Source organism: Synechococcus sp. PCC 6717, assembly GCF_022698185.1.
Classification (GTDB): domain Bacteria; phylum Cyanobacteriota; class Cyanobacteriia; order Thermosynechococcales; family Thermosynechococcaceae; genus Thermosynechococcus; species Thermosynechococcus lividus.
Genome location: NZ_JAKLTV010000030.1, coordinates 1 through 20,402, shown reverse-complemented (window position 1 = coordinate 20,402; position 20,402 = coordinate 1). Strand labels below are relative to the sequence as shown.

Here is a 20,402-nt window from a genome sequence, read left to right as displayed (position 1 = left end):
GCTGAGTATTAAGTATGACTTTCGGGTGTAAACTACTCCCAGCTAAAGCAGGGAGTTTTTAGTAGCCCTGCAGTTAGCAAGCCAACCGCGAGCCTCTGGGGTGGTTTACAACACCCCCAATCGACCGTTACCAGTGCCTTGAACAACCGTTTCTGGTGTCCGCAGTACAATTATAACCTAAAACAACTGAAGTTGCTAAAGGAGCTTTCCTCCCCGCACTGAAGTACGGGGCTTCCAGCCCTACCCGATGTGACATTCTTCCGACTTCCGACGCTGACCCTACGGCTACAGCGTGGGACGTATCGCTCCCCGAACCCCTCATGAGTTAACTCCAAGGGATATAGCGGTAACACTCCCCTGCGGCAAATGTCTGCTGCTCTGCTGGCAGTTCAACAAAGCCATCTGTATCGGCTAAGGCCAAGAAATCACCAGAGTTTTGCATGGGGCGCGGGTGAGCGACCAGTTCAGCATTTTGGGTGGTTTCTAGTTTAACGGGTAAAAAGTAGGCTAAGGGTTTTTCAAAATGAACGGGTGCAGCTAAGCGAGCGTAGAGTACGGGTGTTTCTAGCAGATACCGATGCAAGCAGACCAAGCTAGAGACGGGGTTTCCGGGCAGGCCAAAAACAGCCGTTTGACGTTGATGATCGATCCCAAACCACAGCGGTTTTCCCGGTCGCTGCGCTACCCCATGGATATATTGCTGCACCCCCTGTTGCTGCCACAGCTGCGGTAAATAATCAAATTTGCCTTTGGACACGCCACCGCAATAGATGAGTAAATCATGGGTTTGGCTGGCTGCTTGGTAGTGCTGCGCTAACCGTTGGGGATCATCCGGCAGATGGGTCAGACTCACTTGGGAGTAGCCTTGGCGCTGCAATGCTGCCGCAAGGGCATAGGTGTTAGAGAGCCGCAATTGATGGGGGTTGGGTGTTTGCTCCGGTGCCACCAGTTCATTGCCGGTGGCAATCAGTTGGGTGCGCGGATAACGTTTGACCCTCACTTGAGTGTGCCCCACAGAGGCAAGAATCCCCCACGCTGGACTGTGAAGAGGAGTGCCAGCAGGCAAAATAACGGCTCCGGCAGGGGCATCACTGCCACAGCGGTGGACAAACTGGTAGGGCAGCCATGGCTCAGGGTGTCGGATAGACGCTATGCCCTCTTTGATCTCTAGGGCTTCGTAGGGAATCACTAAATCACAGCCCTGGGGCAGAGCCGCTCCTGTCATGACTTCAAAACAGGCGCTAGGATCGCTCAAGGGCGGTGGCACATCCCCGGCTGCCACAGTGCCAAGAATTGGAAAGGTTCGCTGGCCAGCGTCATAATGCTGCCAATTCAGGGCAATGCCATCCATCATAATCCGGTCAATGGGGGGATAGGGGCGATCGCTAAGAATTGGTTCTGCGAGTATCCGAGGGTGCAGGGTACTCAAGGACACGATTTCCGTTCCCCAATCGGGTAAATGCTGCCGAATAAGTGCCGCAGCAGTGTTGACGCTGATTAAGGGCATCCCTCACCCTCCCGAGGGTAGTTAATGACCAGTAGCTCACTAATTTTGCCCCGCTTATGGCCGTGGGCATTAATGACCCGCCCTGCCTTGAGTTCAATACATTGCCACCGCTGGTATAGGCTCAGCACCGGTTCAACCCAAGCATTACTCACCATTACGTAGCACCCCCGCCGATCCAACTCTGCCACGACCTCAGCCAAGGCATGGTGCTCTGCGGCACCAAAGGGATGATGGGTATAACTGGTAAAACTCGCGGTTTTAGAAAGGGGATAGTAGGGAGGGTCAAAGTAGATAAAGTCACCAGCGCTGGCCCACTGGAGCACTGCCGGGAAGTCTGCCACCTCAAGGCAAACATTTTGCAAGGCGGCACTCGCTAAACGCAAGGTTGCTGCATCGGCGATCTGGGGATTGCGATAGCTGCCCATAGGCACATTGAACTGACCGGCACGATTGACCCTGTACAAGCCATTGAAACAGGTTTTATTTAAGTAGATCAGTCGCGCTGCCCGCGTCAGGGGATCTAACTGCTGGTGCGCTAGGCTGCGAATATGATAGTAGAAGGTTTTGCTGTGCTGCTGGCGATACTCACTCAACAGAAGAATCAGATCCTCAACGCGATCGCGCACCATTTCATAGCAATTGATGAGTTCTGGATTGCGATCGCCTAAGCGTACCTGCTGCAAGGAAAACGCGCCCTGCTGCGATTGCCGGTACACATACCAGTACAGCGCTGCGCTACCGCAAAACGGCTCCGCATAGCAACGGCACTGCGTGGGTAAATAGGGAGCTATTTGGCCAAGAAGTTGCGACTTTCCTCCGGCCCATTTGAGGAACGGTTTAACCTCCGGTGCGATCGTGGTCACTAAGCTGGCGGAAACAGGAGAAACAATAACCCCTGCGACCCCACTAAAAGCTGTCGCAGCAAGGTCACAATGCCCACCCAGATAATTGGGCTAATATCCACCCCTCCCAAGGGGGGGATGACCCGCCGCGTGGGTGCCAACACGGGTTCTGATAGCCAGTAAATCAGCTTGAGCGGCCCTTGCACATTGGTTTGGGGATACCACGTCAACACAATGCGGACGATGAACACTAGGGTAAATACAGCAAAAACAACCCCCAGAAACCAGTTAGCAGCAATAACAGCAGACATAGACCTGTGCAGAAACCAATGTTCACCTAGTGTATCAAATGGGATTCCCTAGCCCAAGAAGCGATCCAGCGCCGCCTTGAGTTCCGCCAATTCCTGATCAATCCGCCCCTCTTGGGCAGCGCGGGTTACACACTCATTCAGGTGCTCATCTAGAATTAACCGCGCCACTCGATCCAGTGCCCCTCGCACCGCTGCAATTTGAATCAGCACTTCTGGGCAAGGACGGCTCTCGTGCACCATGGTTTTGATCCCCCGCACATGGCCTTCAATGCGAGCTAGGCGATTCATAATGGCCCGCAGCGATGCTTCACTGTGGTGGTGGGGGTGAGTGTGCAAACGAGGCGGCACAGAGGGTGACTCAGGGGAGTGAGAGTGGGACTCAGTACCCATCGCGAAACTCCTTTTCAGGTCATAGCATTCAGGCGGCTGAGCCAAGCTATGGCATCATTGTGCCCTGCCGGAGAGAGTTCCGCAGGTTTTCTAGCCGTTGCCGATTCATCGCCGATAGTTGCTGCCGTTGTGCTGGAGTGAGAATCTGTTGAACTTCTACAGCGGCTGCAAAACGAGTGCGATGCAGGGTTTCTCGCAAACGCATCACTTGATCAAATTGCTGCTGGAGTTGGGCGGTGGGTGCACCTGCTACCATGAGTTTTTCTAGTGTCTCCTCTGCCGTATTCAGGGCTGCTTGCTGCTGCCGCACAGTTTCACTATATTTGCGCTCTACCGCCTGCATTTGCTGGGTTTGCTGGGGGTTGAGGTTGAGGCGCTCCATCCACTTGGGCAGCGGCGCGGCATTCGACCCCACACTTGCCAAGGCGAGAACCACCGTGGCGCATCCCAAAAGCAATTGCTGACGTAATGGCATGAGTTTTCCTCACACGGAACCTACAACCCCTTGATGAGGGTTGCACCGCCATTTTAGCAAACCCCAGTGTGTGGCTAGCAGCCGGCAAGAGCTAAGTTGTTGCAGGCTGAACCAAATTTTCAAGGCCATCCACGACCTTCACCGACAGAATCTTATCCCCTTGGCGCAGTTGCCGGAGGGTCTCTTCGCCCTCAATAACGTAGCCAAATACGGCATAGCGGCCATCTAGGAGGTTTAGCCCGGCAGGGGTGAGTTCTGGCTCAAAGAGTAAAAAGAAAAACTGGGAAGAGCCACCATTGGGATCATCGTTCGGGCGCGCTAAGGCAAGGGTACCGTAGGCGGAAAAGGGTAGTACTGGGTGCTCAAGGTAGCGACCAGCATCCTCTAAGGTGATGCCGTAGAGGGGAGATTTGTCCCCCTCAACAAGAATTTCAAGGGGAATGGTGCGGTACTGTTTGGTTTGTGGATCGATAAAGCCGTCTTCTGGGCCTGGGGGATCCCCGGCCTGCAACACGTAGGACTCTTCGGCACGGGTAAAGGGTAAGCCATCGTAGAAATGCCGCTGCACTAGGTCAATAAAATTGCCAGCGGTGAGGGGGGCACTATAGCCGTCCACCACAATGGTGAGGTTGCCTTTGGAGGTTTCCATGACGACGGTGGCTCGTCCGCGCAACTGGGGTAGGTGGGCATACTCTTTGGGGGGGGTGTAGTTGTAGTCTTGCACCATCATGGCCTCTAAATCCCCCACCAGGTCAAGCGCTGCGGCTTTAGCGGGCAGAAGCTGGCTGCGATCTTTGGTTTCGGCGGCTGTCTGGAGGCGCTCGAGGGAGTCTGTTAAATCCGCCAGCAGGGCTTTCGCTTTGTCCTGTTGTTCGGGGGCAATACTGCTCAAGAGTTCATCGGCGCGATCGCGCACAATGGCTTTGGCTTTATTGATGTTGCTGGCAATTTTTGACCATTGCTTACCGCGTACCAGAAAGGAAATTTGCTCCAGATCGCTTTGCAACTCCCGGGCGGTGGGGTTGTTAATGGGTAAGGCTAGGCGTAATAAGGCTTTGGGATCCGTGACGGCATTGCCTTGAGGTAGCCGTGCGAACAAGGCCGGGGACGTTGGTAGGGCAACTGCTGGTACTGGAGAGATAACAAGCGTTCCTAGCCATAACAGAACAACGACAATACCGAGCCAATGTTTGTGTCTTTTCACCGTTCCCTCCGAGGACTCCTTCCCCTCAGTGTATCGGACGGGGCGATCGCCCTCCAAGGGGAGAGATTTCATTTTCTTTGTCATGATTATTAACCGGCCTGTGCTAGGCTGAAATTATGAAAGAATTATGAAAGGCATGGCTGGTTTGCGGTGGGTATTGGTAGGGGTGTTATTGGTGGGTGGTTGTGCCGCCCCTCCGCCCCAGAGCAGTGCCCCGGTTGCTGAAACCCAAACCGAAGCGCAGGAGCGGCCGTTAGTGCTTACGACGTTTACCGTATTAGCGGATATGGCGCAGCAGGTGGCGGGCGATCGCCTACGAGTTGAATCCCTAATTAAACCCGGCGCTGAAGTTCACGGCTATGAGTTCACCCCCAGCGATCTGGTGCGCGGCCAACAGGCGGCCCTAATTCTGGAAAATGGCTTAGGTCTAGAGCGTTGGGGCGATCGTTTTTACAACAGCTTGCCCAATGTACCACGGGTTACCCTCACCGCAGGGGTTGTGCCCATGCCCATTACTGCGGATGCCTACCGAGGGAAGCCCAATCCCCATGCGTGGATGTCACCGCAAAATGCCCTGATCTACATCGAAAATATTCGCAAGGCTTTCACTGAATTGGATCCGGCGGGAGCCGCCACCTACGCCGCCAATGCCGCTGCCTACAAAGCAGCCATTCAAGCCTTAGATCAACAACTGCGGCAAGCGTTAGCCGTGCTGCCAGCCAACCAACGCTATATCGTCACCTGTGAGGGTGCCTTTTCCTACCTAGCGCGAGACTATGAACTTCAGGAAGTTTATCTGTGGCCAGTGAACGCTGATCAGCAGGGAACCCCCCAGCAGATGGCACAGGCGATCGCCACGGTACGAGCGCAAAAAATTCCCGCTGTTTTTTGTGAAAGCACCGTCAACCCAGCGCCCCAACAGCAAGTAGCCCGCGAGTCAGGGGCAACCTTTGCGGGCATTTTTTATGTGGACTCCCTCTCCCCGCCAGGGGGGAATGCCCCCACCTACCTAGAGTTGCTCAGATACAACATTGACACCCTCCTTAACGGCCTCACTGGAAAAAACACACCATGATTCCCCAGCCCGCCATTGACCTGCAAAATGTTACCGTAGCCTACCACCGCACGATTGCTCTTTACGGTGCCACGCTGCAACTCAGCGCAGGGACAATCTGTGGCGTTGTCGGGATGAACGGTGCCGGTAAATCCACCCTCTTTAAGGCCATCATGGGGTTTGTGCAGCCCGTGAGGGGTCAAGTGCACATCCATGGTCTGCCCCTGCGGCAGGTACAGCGGCGTTCCCTTGTGGCCTATGTGCCCCAAAGCGAAGACGTGGACTGGCAGTTTCCGCTGCGGGTTTGGGATGTAGTCATGATGGGACGCTACGGCAAAATGAACTGGCTGCGGCAACCGCGGGCAGCCGACCGCCAACGAGTGCGCCAAAGCCTTGAGCAAGTTGAACTCTGGCCACTGCGCCACCGCCAAATCGGCGAACTGTCCGGGGGGCAAAAGAAACGCATGTTCTTAGCCCGTGCCTTTGCCCAAGAGGCAGCGGTGCTGCTGCTGGATGAACCCTTTGCGGGGGTGGACATCAAAACCGAGAAGCTCATCATTGATTTACTCTTGGCAGAGCGGCAGGCGGGGCGCACAATTCTGATCTCGACCCACGATCTGGCCTCAATTACCACCTTTTGCGATCAGGTGATCCTTGTAAACCGAAGCATCCTAGCATACGGCACTACGGCGGAGGTCTTTACACCGGAAAACCTTGCCCGAGCCTTCGAGGGATCCGCACAGATCCCCCGAGAGGGTGGCTAGCTGCGGCGAATCGGCGTGCCACAGGGATAGGTGGCTACAGGGGGGGGGATGTCTTGGACTTTCTGCTGGAGTTGTGCTTGCAAATAAAGCTCCTGCAACCGCTCTATCATTTCACCCCGGCGATCGTACAACCGCTTCAGTGGACGAGATGGACAGCGATTGAGGCAGTAGGCGGTGAGAATCGGCAGGGCAATGGTGCTGTCGGTATAGCACACCACCGTATCCCGTAGCCCTTGGGGATCCACTTTGCCCCAGCTAACAGCCTCGCTCGGCACCGCCCCCGATAGCCCGCCTGTATCTGGTCGAGCATCCGTAATTTGAATAAAGTAATCGTGCCCCCGTTCAGGTAAGCCCAGCACCTCATGGATTTGCGGCTGGGTTTGCAGCAGGAAGTTTTTGGGGCTGCCCCCGCCAATGATCAGGGCGGCACTTTTGCCAGTTCCGCCAGCGGCTTCGCGAGCAAAGTAGGCAATGGCCGCGGTTTCGTTGACATCAATGGCCGGGTCAATCACCAGTTTGGAGCCTTCGAGGGCGATCGCCGCCACATTCATACCAATGGAGCTATCCCCAGGAGAGGAGGTGTAAATGGGCACCCCACACTCGTAGGCTGTTGCCAGTAAGCAAGAATGGGGTTGCCCCCGCTGGATCTCAAGTTCGCGAACATAGCGACCCAAGTGATAGTGGAACTCAGCAGTTCCCATGCGGTGCTGGAACGTTTCGCTGCGCAGCACCTGCCGCAAAAAGGCATCGGTTTCTAGGAGCACATCGTAGTCAAAGATAATGTCGTAGATACGAATCTTGCTCTGCTGCCGCAGTTGCACATCATCTACAAACGGATGCCCTGCGTAAAGTTCCATACCCAAGGCGTAGTGAATATCGTGGTAGAGATTTGCCCCTGTACTGATGATGTAGTCGATAAACCCCGCTCGTACTAAGGGCGCTAGGGCAGAAATCCCTAAGCCTGTGGGGGTCATGGCACCGGAAAGACTGAGACCAACAGTCACCTCTGGCTGGAGCACCCGCTGGGCAAGCAGATGGCACAGTTCGCGTAAACGACCGGAGTTATAGGCCGTGAAGTAGTTATCAATGAGATCCGTAAGGCTAATGTTGTCGGGAATCGGAGCGGGGGTAATAGGGGTGGCAAATGCTGACATAGTTGACCTCGCAAGACAATAGAGACAGGCACAGCCAGTGATGCTGGGGACTGTTTCACAGACATAACCGCCACGCCAACTGTGCTGGAGTTGCTGATTCTCAGAGGGGTAGCGCTCAAAAATGTCATCTGCGCTGGAGAGATGGCTTGTCCTACAAGCTAGGTATGAATCCCCAGTAGCTTTTTCTGGCTACCCTCAGAGGTTAGACATGTAATAAAACGCTTGACTACGTCTGATCGACCCAGTTTACGCCAAGGGCGCAAACCTCAAGTTGCAGGCCGATCAGCTCATACTAGGTCCTTCACAGTTATCCACAACCGATAGGGCAGGAATGGCAGCGCGCCGCTGCCGCAGACCCATTTCTAGATACCAAGTTGTGATGTTGGGATCACCCATCAACGCTAAGTGTTTCACTGTTGACAAGTCTCATGCCCTTACATTACGAAGTAAACTATAACACTTCGTCACCCGATTTGCTGTGCGCGCTGCCTATTACACCTTTGCTGTTTGTTTTAGTCTGTTTCTGAGTCTGTACGTTTTGCGTGGCATCGGCTGGCTGACGATGATCCCCGGTGGCATTCTCCTTATTTTGGCTCTTGCCAGTTGGTTGACCGGCCTTTGGTCAGTGCTGACCTTTTGGCGCCAACGCTATTGAGCAAGGGAGGATGGGGGGTGATGGGACACAACTTGCGGGCAGCGTCAAGTGGCGATCGCGCTGCCAAGATAGGCGCTGCTGCTGTAACAGTTCTTTCAGCAAACGAGTCACCGTCACGCGACTAATGCCCGTATAGTGAGACAAGCGCGCGTGGGTCAGCCGCAGGGGCAGCCGCACCCCTGCCGGTGTTCTGATGCCAAGGAGCTGCGCCAAGATGACCAGCACCTCGTGCAATTGCTCTAGGGCGGTGGGGTAGTGGGTTGCCCGCAGCAATAAATCGCTGTAGTACTGGCGGCACTGTTGGCCTTCCCACAACAGCCGCAGGAGGTGGCTCGACTGCTCTACCTCAGCAGGGCTAAAGGAGAGCAAGCGGCTCGGTTGCAGCGCCTCAATTTCATAGCAAATAGAAGGGAGCCCCAAAATAGCCATGCCCGCTGTGGCCAGTCCAACAAAACACAGCATTCCCTCGCTATCGACAAGGTTGATCTCTACTGTCCCCGATTGCACCAGCCAACACCGCTCTTGGAGCGGCACCGAGGCTTTGGGCTGTAGATCGTGGAGCCGGTAAGTTTTGTCGGCATAGGTGCGTAGGTCAAGCTCTAGCATGGCTACCCCCTTAAGTATTTTAAGGCTGATTATCATTATCAGAATATTGAGGCAACCCTCGCGCCCGTTTCAGAGAGTTGCCCGCAGCAGGCCTAAAGATCGAATTCAGTCCTTAGCTGTGCCACCCACTGTTGGATGCGTTGATCCGTTAGCTCAGATTGGTTGTCTTCATCAATGAGCAACCCCACAAATTGGTTGCCCCGCAGCGCTTTCGACTCATTAAAGTCGTAGCCAGTGGTAGGCCAATAGCCGACGGTGCTGCCGCCCTGCTCGCTAATTTTGGCCTCAAGAATGCCAATGGCATCGCCAAAGTTATCCGCGTAGCCCACCTGATCGCCGGCACCAAAGTAGGCCACTTTTTTGTTGCTGAAGTCAATTGCCTCTAGCTCATCGTAGAATCCCTCCCAGTCAGCCTGTAACTCGCCAATATTCCACGTGGGGCAGCCAATAATCAGGTAACTGTAGTTGCGAAAATCTTCTGGTTCGGCATCGGCAATGTCGTGCAGTGCGACGATGTCTGCTCCACCAAAAGCAGTCTGAATCTTTTCGGCAATCATCTGGGTGTTGCCGGTCTGGGTGCCGTAGAATAGGCCAATTTTTGCCATTGATAACGTCCTCTAAATCGTTTCACGGTGGTGTTCTCCTAGGGCTATCTGGGGCAATCGGGACAACAGGGGCAATGGTTGGCTAAATTCCCCTAGCCTATTATTGCAATAAAATCTCAATAAACTTCAAGGGTGGAGTGCGAAAACAAGGGGGTGCCCCTAGAATAGGGAACGGTGTGCATCAACAGTGGTCTAAAGCCGTAGGCTAAAAAGAGATGGTGAGGAGTTGAACTATGCACTGGCAGCGAATCAGTCTGGCATTGGCGATCGCCCTTGGTGGTGTGCTGGGCAGTCCCAAGCTGAGCCAACCGTCCCAAAATAGTAGCCAAGGAACCTTACGCTGGAATGATGCTTCATTTCCTGTAGAAAATTTTCAGGGCTATAGCTCACCCTTCGGCTACCGGCGATCGCCCACGGGGGAACCAACCACAGAATTCCACAATGGTCTTGACTTTGCTGCCCCCGAAGGCAGTTACATTCGTAACTGGTGGGCAGGTCAGGTGATTGAAGTCTCGGACGATACCGCCTGTGGCACCTTGGTGCGAATCCGTTCAGGGGCATGGGAGCACGTCTATTGCCACATGAAAGGTCGAGTTGAGCAAACCCCCCAAGGCCGCGCCATGGTAGATCGCCCAGGGGGAGTGCTCATTTTAGAGGGACAGCGAGTACCCACGGGGGCGCGCATTGGCCGAGTGGGGATGACAGGGCGAACCACCGGTCCTCATTTACACTGGACGTTGCGGCATCGCGGTCAACTGGTGAACCCTGCGGTTGTGTTGCAGGCGATGTATGGCACTCAGGCGCAGCGCTAGCCCCAATGTGTGTCGCCGCCCTTAGCGATCGCGGCGGGTAACTGCCAATTGATCCAAGGCTGTATCCAGCATCGGTGTTGCCAAGGAGTGGGTCAAGCTCAGGGAATGGGGTGGAATACTCAGAGCCGACGCAGCAGCGGGGGTAAGCCACTGGCGCGCCGTTTCATCCTCTAGGAGGTGAGCGCGCAAAAACGCTAGGCTCAATGCCTTCAGGTACGCCCGCGATCGCGGTGGCGTAGCCCCCACAAAGCGAGCAGGCACCGGCATAACGGGTTCATTGTCCCGAGCTTCGCCAATGGTTGAAAAATGGGTGGCATCGTCAATCAGGGCGAGGTAGCGATCGCGCGTGGTCAACCATGTAAAGGGATAGATTTGCTCAGACACCGCGGGGGCGATCGTATCATTACTACCAGCCACAAACATAACCGGGATAGTCAATTGCGCCAGCGATCGCGGGCTAAACAGGGCACTGGTAATTGGATTCACCGCTAACACCGCCTTAATTCGCTGGTCTTGGAGGTGATAGGTGCACGGCGGTAACATTTGGGCTTGACACTGCAACAACAGCGACACATTAAACGAATCCAGAATGTTACTGGGACAGTGGCGCGCCAACTGTTCAAAGTCAAGACGCGCCCCTGCAAGGGCTAGGGCAGTATAGCCGCCAAAGGACTGACCAATCATGGCAACGCCCTCAAGGTTGAGCCGCCCCTGCCATGGGTGTAACTGCTCGGGAAATTCACTGAGGTGATTCAGAACAAAGGTGACATCCAAAGGGCGATCCAGAAACTCTTGTGCCGCTGCATAGGCACTGGTATAACCCACCGGAAAAGACAAAAGTTGCCGCGTAGAACTTCCTGCGTGCTCAAGGGCAAGCACCGCAAAGCCATGGGAGGCCAAGTGCTGGCTCAAATAGCGATAGCTGTGGCGATTTGCGCCCAAGCCATGGGAAATAACAACCACGGGCACCAATTGCTGGGCAGCCACAAGGGGCAAGTAAACATCCACTTCAATGGTACGGGGGTGTCCTGTTAACTGTAAGCGGCGCGGCGAGCGATCCTCAATGACCCAAGGCATTTCCAGCCAACGTCCCCCGCCGGGGTATAGTAGCGATTGTACTGCGGGGACGTTTTGCTGCCACTCATCCACCACTGACTGCCGCCGCACCACGTCTAAAATTGTTTCGGTTTCACGGATAGTGGCTTGAAAGTTTTTWAGAATGGTTAACCCTTTTTGTAAGTCAACGCGGATGCTCCTCGAGGGATAGTGGCGAATCAGGCTCAGGGCAGTTAAACCCTCAGGGTCAGCAGCGGCAGTAATCAGCGCAGCACGGAGGGCATAGGTATTACTGTGGCGAGCTTGGGTTTGAATAATTGTTGCCGCCTGATTTAATAGTTCTTTACCTAAAGGGGAGTAGAGAAGTTGCGCCACAGCCACTGGTGAAAGACGCAGCCGTTCTTGCAGTGCCGATCGCAGCTGTTGCCGGCGCGCAAGGGGTAACAGGCGCAAGTAGGCACCTAACTCCGCTGAAACAGCCCCAGTTTCCACAAAGGTTTCTAAGTCGTTAACCGCTAGCGATCGCTCCAAAAAACCATAGCGGAAAATAATTGTTTCTGCTGCCTGAGCTGAGCTATTAAAGGAAGCTGACCCAAAAATTACCGCTCCTGTTATAACAAACAGCAGCCATGACCAATCAGCGTTTCCAGAGTATCTCTTCACGGACTAACAAGCCCTAAAAGATGGTAATGAAAAAACAAACTAGCTAGTAAATATACCTTCCAGTATAGACAGCAACTACCGGAACCATTCCCTGCCCTGGCCTTCGTTTCTTGGGAACTCTGGTACGGTTGCAACCGTCGTATCGAGAAATGCCCATACCTATGGGTAATTAGGTCTAGAAGGGTGAATGTGTCTCTCATCAACTACGCATCGTGATAATGATCATGACAACAGCATTGGCAGCATCACCCTTGGCCTTTACTCCTTCAAGTAAGGTAATAGTGTGGCAGTAGGTTAGTTCAGTGACTGCTTCGGGTTATAAATCTCTGCCTATTGTGCGTGATATTAAGGATTAAATCCATGAAGACTTACCCATATCGTCCCATTTCAATGACTCATATTCTGTCATGGGGGTTGGCGGCGGTGCTTCTAAATGCTGGCGTCAGTTGGGCAGGCTTTACCCCCCCCGCTAATTTGTCGCGTCCGGGGAACCGTGAAGGGGCGGCAACCCGTGGGGCGTGCAAAGTAGAAACGAGTGCAACAGAACCTGACCTGACTACTCTAGTTCCGGTCACCAACATTGGCTTGACAACAGCCAATCGACCCACGTTTTATTGGTATCTACCCGCCAATAATTATCAAGCGATGGAGTTTACCCTGTTTCAGTCTCGACCTGATGGTGGGCAGGTACAAATCTATTCCCAGACCTTGCCCTTAGCGGGTCGTCCTCGCTTGGATAGCCTCACTCTGGATGGCAAGGTGCCGCCCCTCATGGAAGGGGTTGATTACCGTTGGACAGTGAGTCTCATTTGTAACCCTGCCGATCCTGATCCCTCGCAAATTCGCTTTGTGGAAGGATGGGTACAGCGGGTTCCAATGCCTGAAGCGTTGGCCAAGCAGTTATCCAAGGCAACCCCAGTGGAAGCCTATGAATTACTGGCGGCCAATGGTCTTTGGTACGATGCCCTCAATGTTTTGGTCAACCTACGGCAGCAGCAACCCAACGACACCAAAACGGCAACCCTGTGGACCGAGTTAATGACAGCGGATGGCGTGGGGCTGAATCGCCTGAGTAACCCCCTGATGGTGCAACGGCTGCAGCCCAACTAATCAAGGGGGGTTGGCGATCAATGCACCTTAGATCTCTCTCTCGTCCTAAAAAAGCAATAAGTTTTAGAAGAAGGGGGCTAGCCCCCCTTTTTTGTGACTGCTACCCCTGAAAGATGTGATTGATGGTTAGGCTAATCAATCAGCCCCTGAGGGGGAGTTGTTGCCGGAACATACGTCGTAGATGGGCTGTATTTGGCAAGATTAAACCACCCCAGCGCCAGTAGAATACCGACCCCGCAGCCTAGCAAAAACGTCCAAGCATGGGACGAGTCCAAGACGCACAGCAGACGGCGATCGCCACTATATACATGAACTAGCCAGCCTTCACTGGTGTTATCAAATTGGCTTCGTAGCTGAGTGGGGTCAAACTTGTCCATGGTGTTTGCTCCATGTTGATCAAAGTCTATGCAGATATAGTAGAGGCAGTAGTCCAGTGCCCCTCCCTATGAAAACATCTACAAAAAATTCACCCGTGCACGGACAGGGACTGCGTGACTCAATGGAGATGAACCTGTCAACCAAAAGACCCAGACAGCCGAGATAGGTCTCAACTATTTGGGTCTTGACTCACCTAACTCAGCAGCCCTCTGGCCCACAGAACGTATGGGCGTACAGCACCTCCGCATCACAGATATAGATAATGCCGGCAAAATCCATGAAAAACTGCGCAGCGACTTGGTCTGCAATCCTCTCGGCCATATCGCGATCCGGGGTAAGTATCTCGAACTTGATATTGGCCGTTGTATCAGAAACGTTCGGTTGCCCCGAGGAGCGCACATTGCGGCTGCCTTTGCCCCCCGTCTGCATCACTGTATAACCCGTTGCTCCCGCTTCTTCAATGATGGCGGCGATTTTTTTGAGCAAAATCTTTTCAGTGACAATGACGAGCTTTTTGGCTGGCTTAGCCATGGTGGTTACCTCCTGTCAGATGTGTATTGGCTATGTTCATCTAATGTGGTCTGGTCAGCCCAGAGAGTAAGTACAGACCACGACCTATCGAACCCTAAATGCCACCGATCGCCTGCGCCAACCCGAAGAATAGGGGAATGCACACGCCGATTGCAATGGGGGTACCGATTGCAGTGGAGGAACCAATGTAAGCGGAGGGATTCGCCGATGGAATACCAGCACGTAAAGTGGGAGGACCAGAAATATCTGAACTGGAGGCCGCAATGACGGCGAGAACCACAACTCCTCCCATACTAAATCCCGTCGTGTAATGGGCAATCATACCAAGGCCAAAGGCCATCAACCCATGCACTATCGGTGCCACCACACTATATACAACGTACCACTGAGCCACCTTGCGCAACTCGCCAATGCGTGACCATGCCTCCATTCCCATCACCAACATCAAGATCGAAAGCAAACCACGGAATAGGGGATTGTAAAAGTTTTCATAGACACTTTCGGGGCGAGCAAACAGGCCAAGGGCAATTCCCAACAACATTGCTGAGAGAGCTGGTCCTTGGAGACTTTCTTGGACAATGGGCCATATCTTGACCCGAGCATTCTCAGGTCGCTGCTTTAGCCGGAGGTACTGTTGGCGCGTGCTCGGGTAATTTTGCGGGTCAGAGTACTCCCCTGCGGCGACAGACTGCTTGCTGAGCGACTCTTCTAGGGAGGACTCGGCGGTGGCAGCAAGCTTCTTCTTATTGAGATAAATGTTGGCTATCACAATTGCAGTGACAAGGGCTGGAATATCCATAAAGGGATAGAGCGCCCCTGCCCATGCTTCATAGGCAACCTTTTGCTCATCTAAAAGTGCTAGGGCAGCCGCCATTGTTGAGCCACTCACCGCACCAAACAAGCCGCCGGTGGCGATCGCATCCACAGTTTTGACCTTGGGCAACTTAGCCAACGTATAGCGGGCAATGAAGACAATGAGAATCCCTAACAGGATAGAGAATGCTACAGGTAAAACCATCTCCGTTAAATTGGAATTACGGATGGCCATGCCCCCAGTGAGGCCAATTTTAGCCAGCAGCATGAAGATGATGATCTTGCAAATTGACTCCGGAATCTGGAGTTGACTTCCGAGAGCCGCAAGCACCATACCCCCCAACAGAAAGCTGAGGGTTGGGGACTGCAACTGCTTCACGAAATCCATTAGGAAATTGGACAAGAAATCCACGGTTCATTCCTCTGTGAATTGGATAGTAGGGGTTAGAACAGCACACCAGCGACGGTAATCGCGCTCATGAGTCAGGCGTAGATCAGCTTGATCAAGGCCGATCAATCACTTGCTTCAAAGTCATTGAGTGCCTATTTAGCTTGATCTAAAAATCAAACAATCCATAGTATTTTATCTATGTGAATTGCTTTTGGACTGAGCGTAAGTCTATACTAAAAATCTCAAAAAAAATTCATTCGACACAGAGAAGTTTCAAATCCGATCAATCAGCGTTGCTTATCTGATGGTGGATAGGCGGCACTCGTCTGGTTCGTCAGTGGCGATGCTCACGGCAATAGACCCAAGTAGCAGGAGCACCAGCATAGTACTCTTTCTTCCAGATGGGTAGGCGGCATTTGATTTCATCAATGATATAGGCGGTTCCAGCAAATGCTTGGTGCCGATGCGCTGCCGTGGTGCCCACCCAAACAGCAATGTCTCCTAGTTGGAGTGTTCCGTAACGGTGGTAGGCGATCGCCCCGAGGAGGTCAAACCGCTCAATGGCTGTCGCAACGATGCGCTCCCCCTCCTTGAGGGCAAGGGTGGTATAGACCTCATACTCAAGGGCTAACACTGTTTTGCCTGCGTTGTGATTGCGCACCCAGCCTTCAAAGCTGACGAAGGCACCCGCCGCCAGATGTGCCAAAGGGCGGCTGAGAACCGCTGGATGCAACGGCTCAGCCGCTAGGGAAAACTGGCAAATAGTCACCTTTAGCCCCCCGCCACCGGTGGAATAAAGACAACGTCATCCCCCTCCTGCACAGGCGTACTGAGATCCACAAAGGTATCGTTAACAGCCACTTTCATCTGTCCTAGGGGCAGTGAAAAGCCGTAGCACCTCTGGAGTTCCTGATAGAGTTCAGCATAGGTACCAGCAGTGGTGGGGCGCTCTTCACTCTCGGTGTGCGCCTGTTCGCGCAGGAGGGCAAAGTAGCGCAGGTGAATGATTTTAGGACTATTGGGCGCGGACATCGTGCAAGGCGTGGGTATAGTCTTCGGGGGTGTTGATGTTAGCGGTTGTCGTAGGGTGGCACGGAGCAATACAATGGCACACCGCTTGCTGGAGTACCTTGACCGGGCAGCGCTCTCCTGCTGCATAGGCCGCTTCAAAGACCCCTAGGGCTTGGGGGGTGTAAATAGCGCACAGCGGCTCAGGAAAACGCTCTTGGGGATGATGATAGCAGGTCGCTACCACATCTTCACGGTACTGCTGGAGTAAGGGAAACAGCGTTTCGGCCTTGAGGTAGGGCAGATCACAGGCCACCACTAGCCAGTTCACTTGGGAGTAGGTGCGTAAGGCCGTTAGAATCCCAGAGATGGGGCCTTCACTGGGAAGAGTATCCTCAAGGGTCGGCAGGTCGGCAAGGGGGGTGCCCTGCCATTGCTGCGATCGCGCCGATAAAAAAACCTGTTCACAATACTGGCTCAGCAGGTGGTAGAGGTATTGGGCGTGGGGCTGACCATAATAGTCTAGGAGGGCTTTATCCCGTCCCATGCGTTCACTTTTGCCGCCCGTGAGGACTAAGCCGTAAAGGGGGTATTGGCCGAGGGTCTTTTTGCCGCCACTTTTAGCCAGCAAGCGTACGTCACGAATCACAATGTTGCTACTGAGCGCCTTGCACATGTCATAGACAGTGAGGGCAGCAACAGTAACCCCGTGGAGACTTTCCATTTCCACACCGGTGCGATCGCGGGTTTTGACCTCGCACTCAAGGCGAATTTGCAGCTTGTCCGCAAGGGGCAGCAGTTCACAGCGGAACTGACAGGCGGTAATGGGKAGGGGGKGGCAAAAGGGAATGGCCTCAGCGGTTCGTTTCACGGCCATGGTGCCGGCAATGATGGCCGTTTGCAGCACGGCGCCTTTTTTCAGGCATAGCTCATTCTCCTGCTGGTAAGCGAGAAAGACAGGGGGCAACTCAATGAGGGCAGCGGCCACTGCACGGCGATCGCTCACGTCTTTGTCACTAATATCTACCATTTGCGGTTGTTGGTTCTCATTAATGTGTGAGAACATGGGGCTAACCTCGAATCTGATCCATGGCATGGTACTTGCGCAGTTCGAATCTTGGCTTTCATCACTAAAACCTATTCATAAGCCCAATGAACCTCAGTCTTCCATGGCCATCAACATCCTCAATCACAATCATAGGCACAGGACTTACCACACCAACCACCCATAGGTTAGCATCAGGGTCATGGCGGTCAGTGGTAACCCAAACCGCAGATGTTGCCAAAAAGAAAGACGACAGCCTGCGGTAGTTGCCGCCTCAACCGTAATAAGATTGGCCACCGCTCCGAACAGCGTCAGATTACCGGCTAGGGTAGATCCCGCCGCCAGTAGCAGCCAGCTTTGGGTCGCGTCCGGTGGGATTCCCCCCTGCAAAAGCAGCACTGCTGGCACATTAGAAATCAAATTTGAGACAATCACCGTCACCACCAGCAGCCCCGCCGGATGGGTAATCCAAGGCGTTAACCCCGCTAATAGATCCAATTCTTGTACACAGCGGGTGAGGATAAACAAGCCGGAAAACATCACTAGTAAGGACCAGTCCACCTGTTGCAACACGCGCTGGGGTTTAATGCGTCGGGTGACGAGTAAGGCAGCAGCGGCTAAAAAAGCCGACTCTGCTAGGGGTAAGCCGATGATAAAGGCAGTCAGTAATAAACCTGTGACAATTAGGGTTTTGATCAACACGGGTCGATAGGTGCGCAAGCGTGGCAGCGAAGGCGGTGGACAGGGCTGGAGCGATCGCACCTCTGGATAGAGCAACCACAGCAGCCCAACCTGTAACCCTAGGCCAAGAATGGCTACCGGCGCTAAGGCTAGGGCAAACTCATTGTAGGGAATGCCCGAAAATGACCCCACCAGAATATTTTGTGGATTGCCGCTGAGGGTTGCGACTGAACCGATATTGGTGGCACCGGCGATCGCCAACAGGTAGGGTACAGGGTTTAATTTTAGCGATCGCGTCAACTGCACCGTCAGCGGCGTACTCACTAACGCCAAGGTGTCATTTAAGAAAAACGCCGACAACACCCCCGTCCCCACCGTTAACAATCCCAGTAAGCCCAACGGACTCCGGGTAAACCGTAGCACGTACAACAACGCCAGATTAAAAAAACCGGCATAGGATAGGTAGGCATTCACCACCATCATACTGAGCAAAAACACGATGGTATTTGCATCAATCGCCTGCCACGCCTCATCTAGGGTGAGGGTACCTAGGCCAATTAGAACCGCTGCACTGACCAGAGCAATAGTGGCACGATTCATTTGCCAGCCAGGGATAGAGCCAACCCCAAATGCTAGGTAACTCACTCCTAAAACTGTCGATTGAATCCAACTGGGCGTGTGTATCATGGCCTACTTCAGGGTTGATTAAGGGTTTGACATCCTCCCCGTCCTGAGCGCAGCGAAGGAAGAGGATTCCATCGTCGCCGATGAAGGTTCCTGCTGCAACGAGGTGACGTGCTCAACCGCTGTCTCCAGAAGATGAGTAGCGGCCTCCTCTCCAGAGGCGTAAGATCCTGTGTGCCCCACAGTACATGAACCTAGCTCCAAAATGTTGATAGCTGCGTTGGAGTCTCTGTCCAGAACAGTTCCGCACTGGCACAAATGAGGACGAGTGCTGAGGGACATCTTAACCAAATGGCCGCAACACGAGCATGTCTAGGAGCTGTTACGAACAAAAAGACCAGTCCGCAGCGCTTGATCGAGCCGCTGATACTGGTCTTTAGTTCCTTGCAACTTGGCGTCGCAGACGAGCATTTTATCTACCCAAATCTGGGATAAAAATCCAGTGGTCAAGGTCGCTACCCTCTGAACCAACTTCGGTTACCGAAAAAACGCCGTAAAGCCCTGCCCTTGAGGGCAGGGATGTAAGGCGCACGCTGTTTTATCAAGTCAAGCCTGTAATAAAATATCATTATGTTAGTCAGAGAAGCCAAGCTACTAAACGGCACAGCAGAGCAGTATCAGGCTCTGGATGAAGCCATCCGCACCGCTCAGTTTGTCAGAAACAAATGTGTGCGGTACTGGATGGACAACAAGAGCGTAAACAAAGCTGTTCTCTATGCCCACTGCAAAGACTTAGCTAAAGAGTTTGCCTTTGCCAAGAAGTTAAACTCATCAGCAAGGCAGGCAAGTGCAGAGCGAGCTTGGGCTTCCATCTCTCGCTTCTATACCAACTGCAGAAACAAGGCGATCAAGAAAGGGTATCCCAAGTTTAAGAAGCATTGCCGTTCTGTGGAATACAAGGTATCGGGCTGGAAGCTGTCAGGAGATGGAATGTCCATCACCTTCACTGATGACTTTAATGCTGGTTCGTTTGCTCTGTACTGCAATGGAGAAGCAAGACACCATATCCTGAACTCCAAAATCAATCGGGTGCGGGTGATACGCAGGGCAGATGGGTACTATGCTCAATTCTGCTTGGATGTAGAGCGCAAAGAGCAAGGACAATACACAGGCAATGTCATCGGTATTGACTTGGGGTTAAAACACTTTTACACCGACCAGAACGGAAACACGGTCGATTGTCCTAAGTTTTTAAGACGTAGTGAACGGAGGTTAAAACAGCATCAACGCAGGTTAAGTCGGAAGTTCAGGAAAGGGGCGAAACCTCAATCCAAGAACTACCACAAGCAAAGAAAGCGACTAGGCAAAGTACATCTGAAAGTTCAACGCCAGCGTAAAGACTGGGCAATTAAGCAGGCACGGTGCGTGGTGGCATCTCACGATGTCGTGGCGTATGAAGACTTGCAGGTGAAGAATCTAGTTAAGAATCATCATCTTGCCAAATCCATCCATGATGCTGGCTGGTCTCAATTCACTGCTTGGCTAGACTACTACGGTAAGGTATGGGACAAGGCAGTAGTCAGCGTGCCGCCGCAGTACACCACGCAGGATTGCAGTAACTGTGGGCATAGGGTCGTGAAAACCTTATCCACTAGAACCCATAGTTGTCCTAGGTGTGGGTTTGAGATGGACAGAGACCAGAACGCGGCTCTGAACATCCTCA

General features: G+C 53.3%; 24 protein-coding genes and 1 pseudogene. 6 read left to right on the top strand and 19 right to left on the bottom strand.

The features are described from left to right. Positions 1–325: 325 nt before the first annotated feature. From L5470_RS11365 to L5470_RS11340, 6 genes are all read right to left on the bottom strand, one after another. Positions 326–1,507 (bottom strand): molybdopterin molybdotransferase MoeA, encoded by a 1,182-nt coding sequence (locus L5470_RS11365; RefSeq protein WP_099797946.1) that lies wholly within the window; start codon positions 1,505–1,507, stop codon positions 326–328. After that, positions 1,498–2,370 (bottom strand): DNA adenine methylase, encoded by an 873-nt coding sequence (locus L5470_RS11360; protein ID WP_099797944.1) that lies wholly within the window; start codon positions 2,368–2,370, stop codon positions 1,498–1,500. The genes L5470_RS11365 and L5470_RS11360 overlap by 10 nt, the downstream gene beginning before the upstream one ends. Next, the gene (locus L5470_RS11355) at positions 2,370–2,660 is read right to left on the bottom strand and encodes a YggT family protein (protein WP_499500037.1); all 291 of its coding nucleotides are present in this window, start codon (positions 2,658–2,660) and stop codon (positions 2,370–2,372) included. Before L5470_RS11355 ends, L5470_RS11360 begins: the two co-directional genes overlap by 1 nt. A gap of 48 nt (positions 2,661–2,708) precedes the next feature. Beyond that, positions 2,709–3,050 carry a metal-sensing transcriptional repressor gene (locus L5470_RS11350; RefSeq protein WP_099797940.1) on the bottom strand — a complete coding sequence of 114 codons (342 nt, stop codon included), beginning with the start codon at positions 3,048–3,050 and terminating at the stop codon, positions 2,709–2,711. 46 nt (positions 3,051–3,096) lie between these two features. Further along, positions 3,097–3,525, bottom strand: a complete 429-nt coding sequence (locus L5470_RS11345; RefSeq protein WP_099797938.1) for a Spy/CpxP family protein refolding chaperone — start codon at positions 3,523–3,525, stop codon at positions 3,097–3,099. 91 nt (positions 3,526–3,616) lie between these two features. Then, positions 3,617–4,624, bottom strand: a complete 1,008-nt coding sequence (locus tag L5470_RS11340; RefSeq protein ID WP_499500036.1) for a peptidylprolyl isomerase — start codon at positions 4,622–4,624, stop codon at positions 3,617–3,619. A 241-nt stretch (positions 4,625–4,865) separates the two neighbouring features. On the opposite strand from L5470_RS11340, the gene L5470_RS11335 reads away from it, so the two are divergent. Further along, positions 4,866–5,804 carry a metal ABC transporter substrate-binding protein gene (locus L5470_RS11335; RefSeq protein WP_499500035.1) on the top strand — a complete coding sequence of 313 codons (939 nt, stop codon included), beginning with the start codon at positions 4,866–4,868 and terminating at the stop codon, positions 5,802–5,804. Next, positions 5,801–6,547 carry a metal ABC transporter ATP-binding protein gene (locus L5470_RS11330; RefSeq protein ID WP_099797934.1) on the top strand — a complete coding sequence of 249 codons (747 nt, stop codon included), beginning with the start codon at positions 5,801–5,803 and terminating at the stop codon, positions 6,545–6,547. Before L5470_RS11335 ends, L5470_RS11330 begins: the two co-directional genes overlap by 4 nt. Here the strand turns inward: L5470_RS11330 and L5470_RS11325 are convergent. Beyond that, a complete protein-coding gene (locus L5470_RS11325; protein WP_448527287.1) occupies positions 6,544–7,701 on the bottom strand; it encodes a homospermidine biosynthesis protein in 1,158 nt (385 codons plus the stop codon). The two genes, L5470_RS11330 and L5470_RS11325, sit on opposite strands and share 4 nt — an antisense overlap. Positions 7,702–7,983: 282 nt before the next feature. Next, positions 7,984–8,124 (bottom strand): hypothetical protein, encoded by a 141-nt coding sequence (locus L5470_RS11320; RefSeq protein WP_448527288.1) that lies wholly within the window; start codon positions 8,122–8,124, stop codon positions 7,984–7,986. Between the two features lie 55 nt (positions 8,125–8,179). On the opposite strand from L5470_RS11320, the gene L5470_RS11315 reads away from it, so the two are divergent. Next, complete coding sequence (locus L5470_RS11315) at positions 8,180–8,356, top strand: hypothetical protein (RefSeq protein WP_157768311.1); 177 nt, start codon at positions 8,180–8,182, stop codon at positions 8,354–8,356. Here the strand turns inward: L5470_RS11315 and L5470_RS11310 are convergent. Next, positions 8,324–8,962, bottom strand: a complete 639-nt coding sequence (locus L5470_RS11310) for a Crp/Fnr family transcriptional regulator (RefSeq protein WP_499500034.1) — start codon at positions 8,960–8,962, stop codon at positions 8,324–8,326. The two genes, L5470_RS11315 and L5470_RS11310, sit on opposite strands and share 33 nt — an antisense overlap. Positions 8,963–9,054: 92 nt before the next feature. Beyond that, entirely contained in the window at positions 9,055–9,567 is a 513-nt protein-coding gene (gene fldA / locus L5470_RS11305; RefSeq protein WP_099797928.1) for a flavodoxin FldA, read from the bottom strand. A gap of 233 nt (positions 9,568–9,800) precedes the next feature. On the opposite strand from fldA, the gene L5470_RS11300 reads away from it, so the two are divergent. Then, entirely contained in the window at positions 9,801–10,379 is a 579-nt protein-coding gene (locus L5470_RS11300) for a M23 family metallopeptidase (RefSeq protein WP_099797927.1), read from the top strand. Positions 10,380–10,400: 21 nt separating this feature from the next. Here L5470_RS11300 and L5470_RS11295 read toward each other — a convergent pair whose 3' ends face one another. After that, the gene (locus L5470_RS11295) at positions 10,401–12,098 is read right to left on the bottom strand and encodes an alpha/beta hydrolase (protein WP_499500033.1); all 1,698 of its coding nucleotides are present in this window, start codon (positions 12,096–12,098) and stop codon (positions 10,401–10,403) included. Between the two features lie 360 nt (positions 12,099–12,458). On the opposite strand from L5470_RS11295, the gene L5470_RS11290 reads away from it, so the two are divergent. Continuing rightward, positions 12,459–13,208, top strand: a complete 750-nt coding sequence (locus tag L5470_RS11290; protein WP_499500032.1) for a DUF928 domain-containing protein — start codon at positions 12,459–12,461, stop codon at positions 13,206–13,208. Positions 13,209–13,339: 131 nt separating this feature from the next. On the opposite strand, the gene L5470_RS11285 is transcribed toward L5470_RS11290, so the two are convergent. From L5470_RS11285 to L5470_RS11250, 8 genes and pseudogenes are all read right to left on the bottom strand, one after another. Beyond that, positions 13,340–13,585, bottom strand: a complete 246-nt coding sequence (locus tag L5470_RS11285; RefSeq protein WP_099797924.1) for a hypothetical protein — start codon at positions 13,583–13,585, stop codon at positions 13,340–13,342. Between the two features lie 199 nt (positions 13,586–13,784). Continuing rightward, positions 13,785–14,117: a P-II family nitrogen regulator gene (locus tag L5470_RS11280; RefSeq protein ID WP_099797923.1), complete on the bottom strand. Its 333-nt coding sequence runs from the start codon at positions 14,115–14,117 to the stop codon at positions 13,785–13,787. Between the two features lie 94 nt (positions 14,118–14,211). Then, positions 14,212–15,342, bottom strand: coding sequence for a sodium-dependent bicarbonate transport family permease (locus tag L5470_RS11275; protein ID WP_099797921.1), 1,131 nt, complete (start codon positions 15,340–15,342; stop codon positions 14,212–14,214). Between the two features lie 313 nt (positions 15,343–15,655). After that, the gene (locus L5470_RS11270; protein ID WP_499500038.1) at positions 15,656–16,054 is read right to left on the bottom strand and encodes a molybdenum cofactor biosynthesis protein MoaE; all 399 of its coding nucleotides are present in this window, start codon (positions 16,052–16,054) and stop codon (positions 15,656–15,658) included. A gap of 38 nt (positions 16,055–16,092) precedes the next feature. Then, entirely contained in the window at positions 16,093–16,353 is a 261-nt protein-coding gene (locus L5470_RS11265; protein WP_099797917.1) for a MoaD/ThiS family protein, read from the bottom strand. Further along, positions 16,337–17,395: a cyclic pyranopterin monophosphate synthase MoaC gene (gene moaC, locus L5470_RS11260; RefSeq protein WP_499500031.1), complete on the bottom strand. Its 1,059-nt coding sequence runs from the start codon at positions 17,393–17,395 to the stop codon at positions 16,337–16,339. Before moaC ends, L5470_RS11265 begins: the two co-directional genes overlap by 17 nt. A gap of 144 nt (positions 17,396–17,539) precedes the next feature. After that, complete coding sequence (locus tag L5470_RS11255) at positions 17,540–18,742, bottom strand: anion transporter (RefSeq protein ID WP_099797913.1); 1,203 nt, start codon at positions 18,740–18,742, stop codon at positions 17,540–17,542. 18 nt (positions 18,743–18,760) lie between these two features. Next, positions 18,761–19,039: pseudogene (locus tag L5470_RS11250) on the bottom strand (zinc ribbon domain-containing protein); the annotation flags it as partial. 270 nt (positions 19,040–19,309) lie between these two features. On the opposite strand from L5470_RS11250, the gene L5470_RS11245 reads away from it, so the two are divergent. Continuing rightward, on the top strand, positions 19,310–20,402 hold a 1,093-nt coding region (locus tag L5470_RS11245; RefSeq protein ID WP_499500030.1), incomplete at its 3' end, for an RNA-guided endonuclease InsQ/TnpB family protein.

Excerpts from the sequence above, each read along its gene's own strand:
- L5470_RS11310 (WP_499500034.1), bottom strand. The coding sequence starts at position 8,962 with ATGCTAGAGCTTGACCTACGCACCTATGCCGACAAAACTTACCGGCTC.
- L5470_RS11355 (WP_499500037.1), bottom strand. The coding sequence starts at position 2,660 with ATGTCTGCTGTTATTGCTGCTAACTGGTTTCTGGGGGTTGTTTTTGCT.
- L5470_RS11330 (WP_099797934.1), top strand. The coding sequence starts at position 5,801 with ATGATTCCCCAGCCCGCCATTGACCTGCAAAATGTTACCGTAGCCTAC.
- fldA (WP_099797928.1), bottom strand. The coding sequence starts at position 9,567 with ATGGCAAAAATTGGCCTATTCTACGGCACCCAGACCGGCAACACCCAG.
- L5470_RS11335 (WP_499500035.1), top strand. The coding sequence starts at position 4,866 with ATGGCTGGTTTGCGGTGGGTATTGGTAGGGGTGTTATTGGTGGGTGGT.
- L5470_RS11300 (WP_099797927.1), top strand. The coding sequence starts at position 9,801 with ATGCACTGGCAGCGAATCAGTCTGGCATTGGCGATCGCCCTTGGTGGT.
- L5470_RS11365 (WP_099797946.1), bottom strand. The coding sequence starts at position 1,507 with ATGCCCTTAATCAGCGTCAACACTGCTGCGGCACTTATTCGGCAGCAT.
- L5470_RS11350 (WP_099797940.1), bottom strand. The coding sequence starts at position 3,050 with ATGGGTACTGAGTCCCACTCTCACTCCCCTGAGTCACCCTCTGTGCCG.
- L5470_RS11325 (WP_448527287.1), bottom strand. The coding sequence starts at position 7,701 with ATGTCAGCATTTGCCACCCCTATTACCCCCGCTCCGATTCCCGACAAC.
- L5470_RS11265 (WP_099797917.1), bottom strand. The coding sequence starts at position 16,353 with ATGTCCGCGCCCAATAGTCCTAAAATCATTCACCTGCGCTACTTTGCC.
- L5470_RS11345 (WP_099797938.1), bottom strand. The coding sequence starts at position 3,525 with ATGCCATTACGTCAGCAATTGCTTTTGGGATGCGCCACGGTGGTTCTC.
- L5470_RS11255 (WP_099797913.1), bottom strand. The coding sequence starts at position 18,742 with ATGATACACACGCCCAGTTGGATTCAATCGACAGTTTTAGGAGTGAGT.
- L5470_RS11280 (WP_099797923.1), bottom strand. The coding sequence starts at position 14,117 with ATGGCTAAGCCAGCCAAAAAGCTCGTCATTGTCACTGAAAAGATTTTG.
- L5470_RS11285 (WP_099797924.1), bottom strand. The coding sequence starts at position 13,585 with ATGGACAAGTTTGACCCCACTCAGCTACGAAGCCAATTTGATAACACC.
- L5470_RS11290 (WP_499500032.1), top strand. The coding sequence starts at position 12,459 with ATGAAGACTTACCCATATCGTCCCATTTCAATGACTCATATTCTGTCA.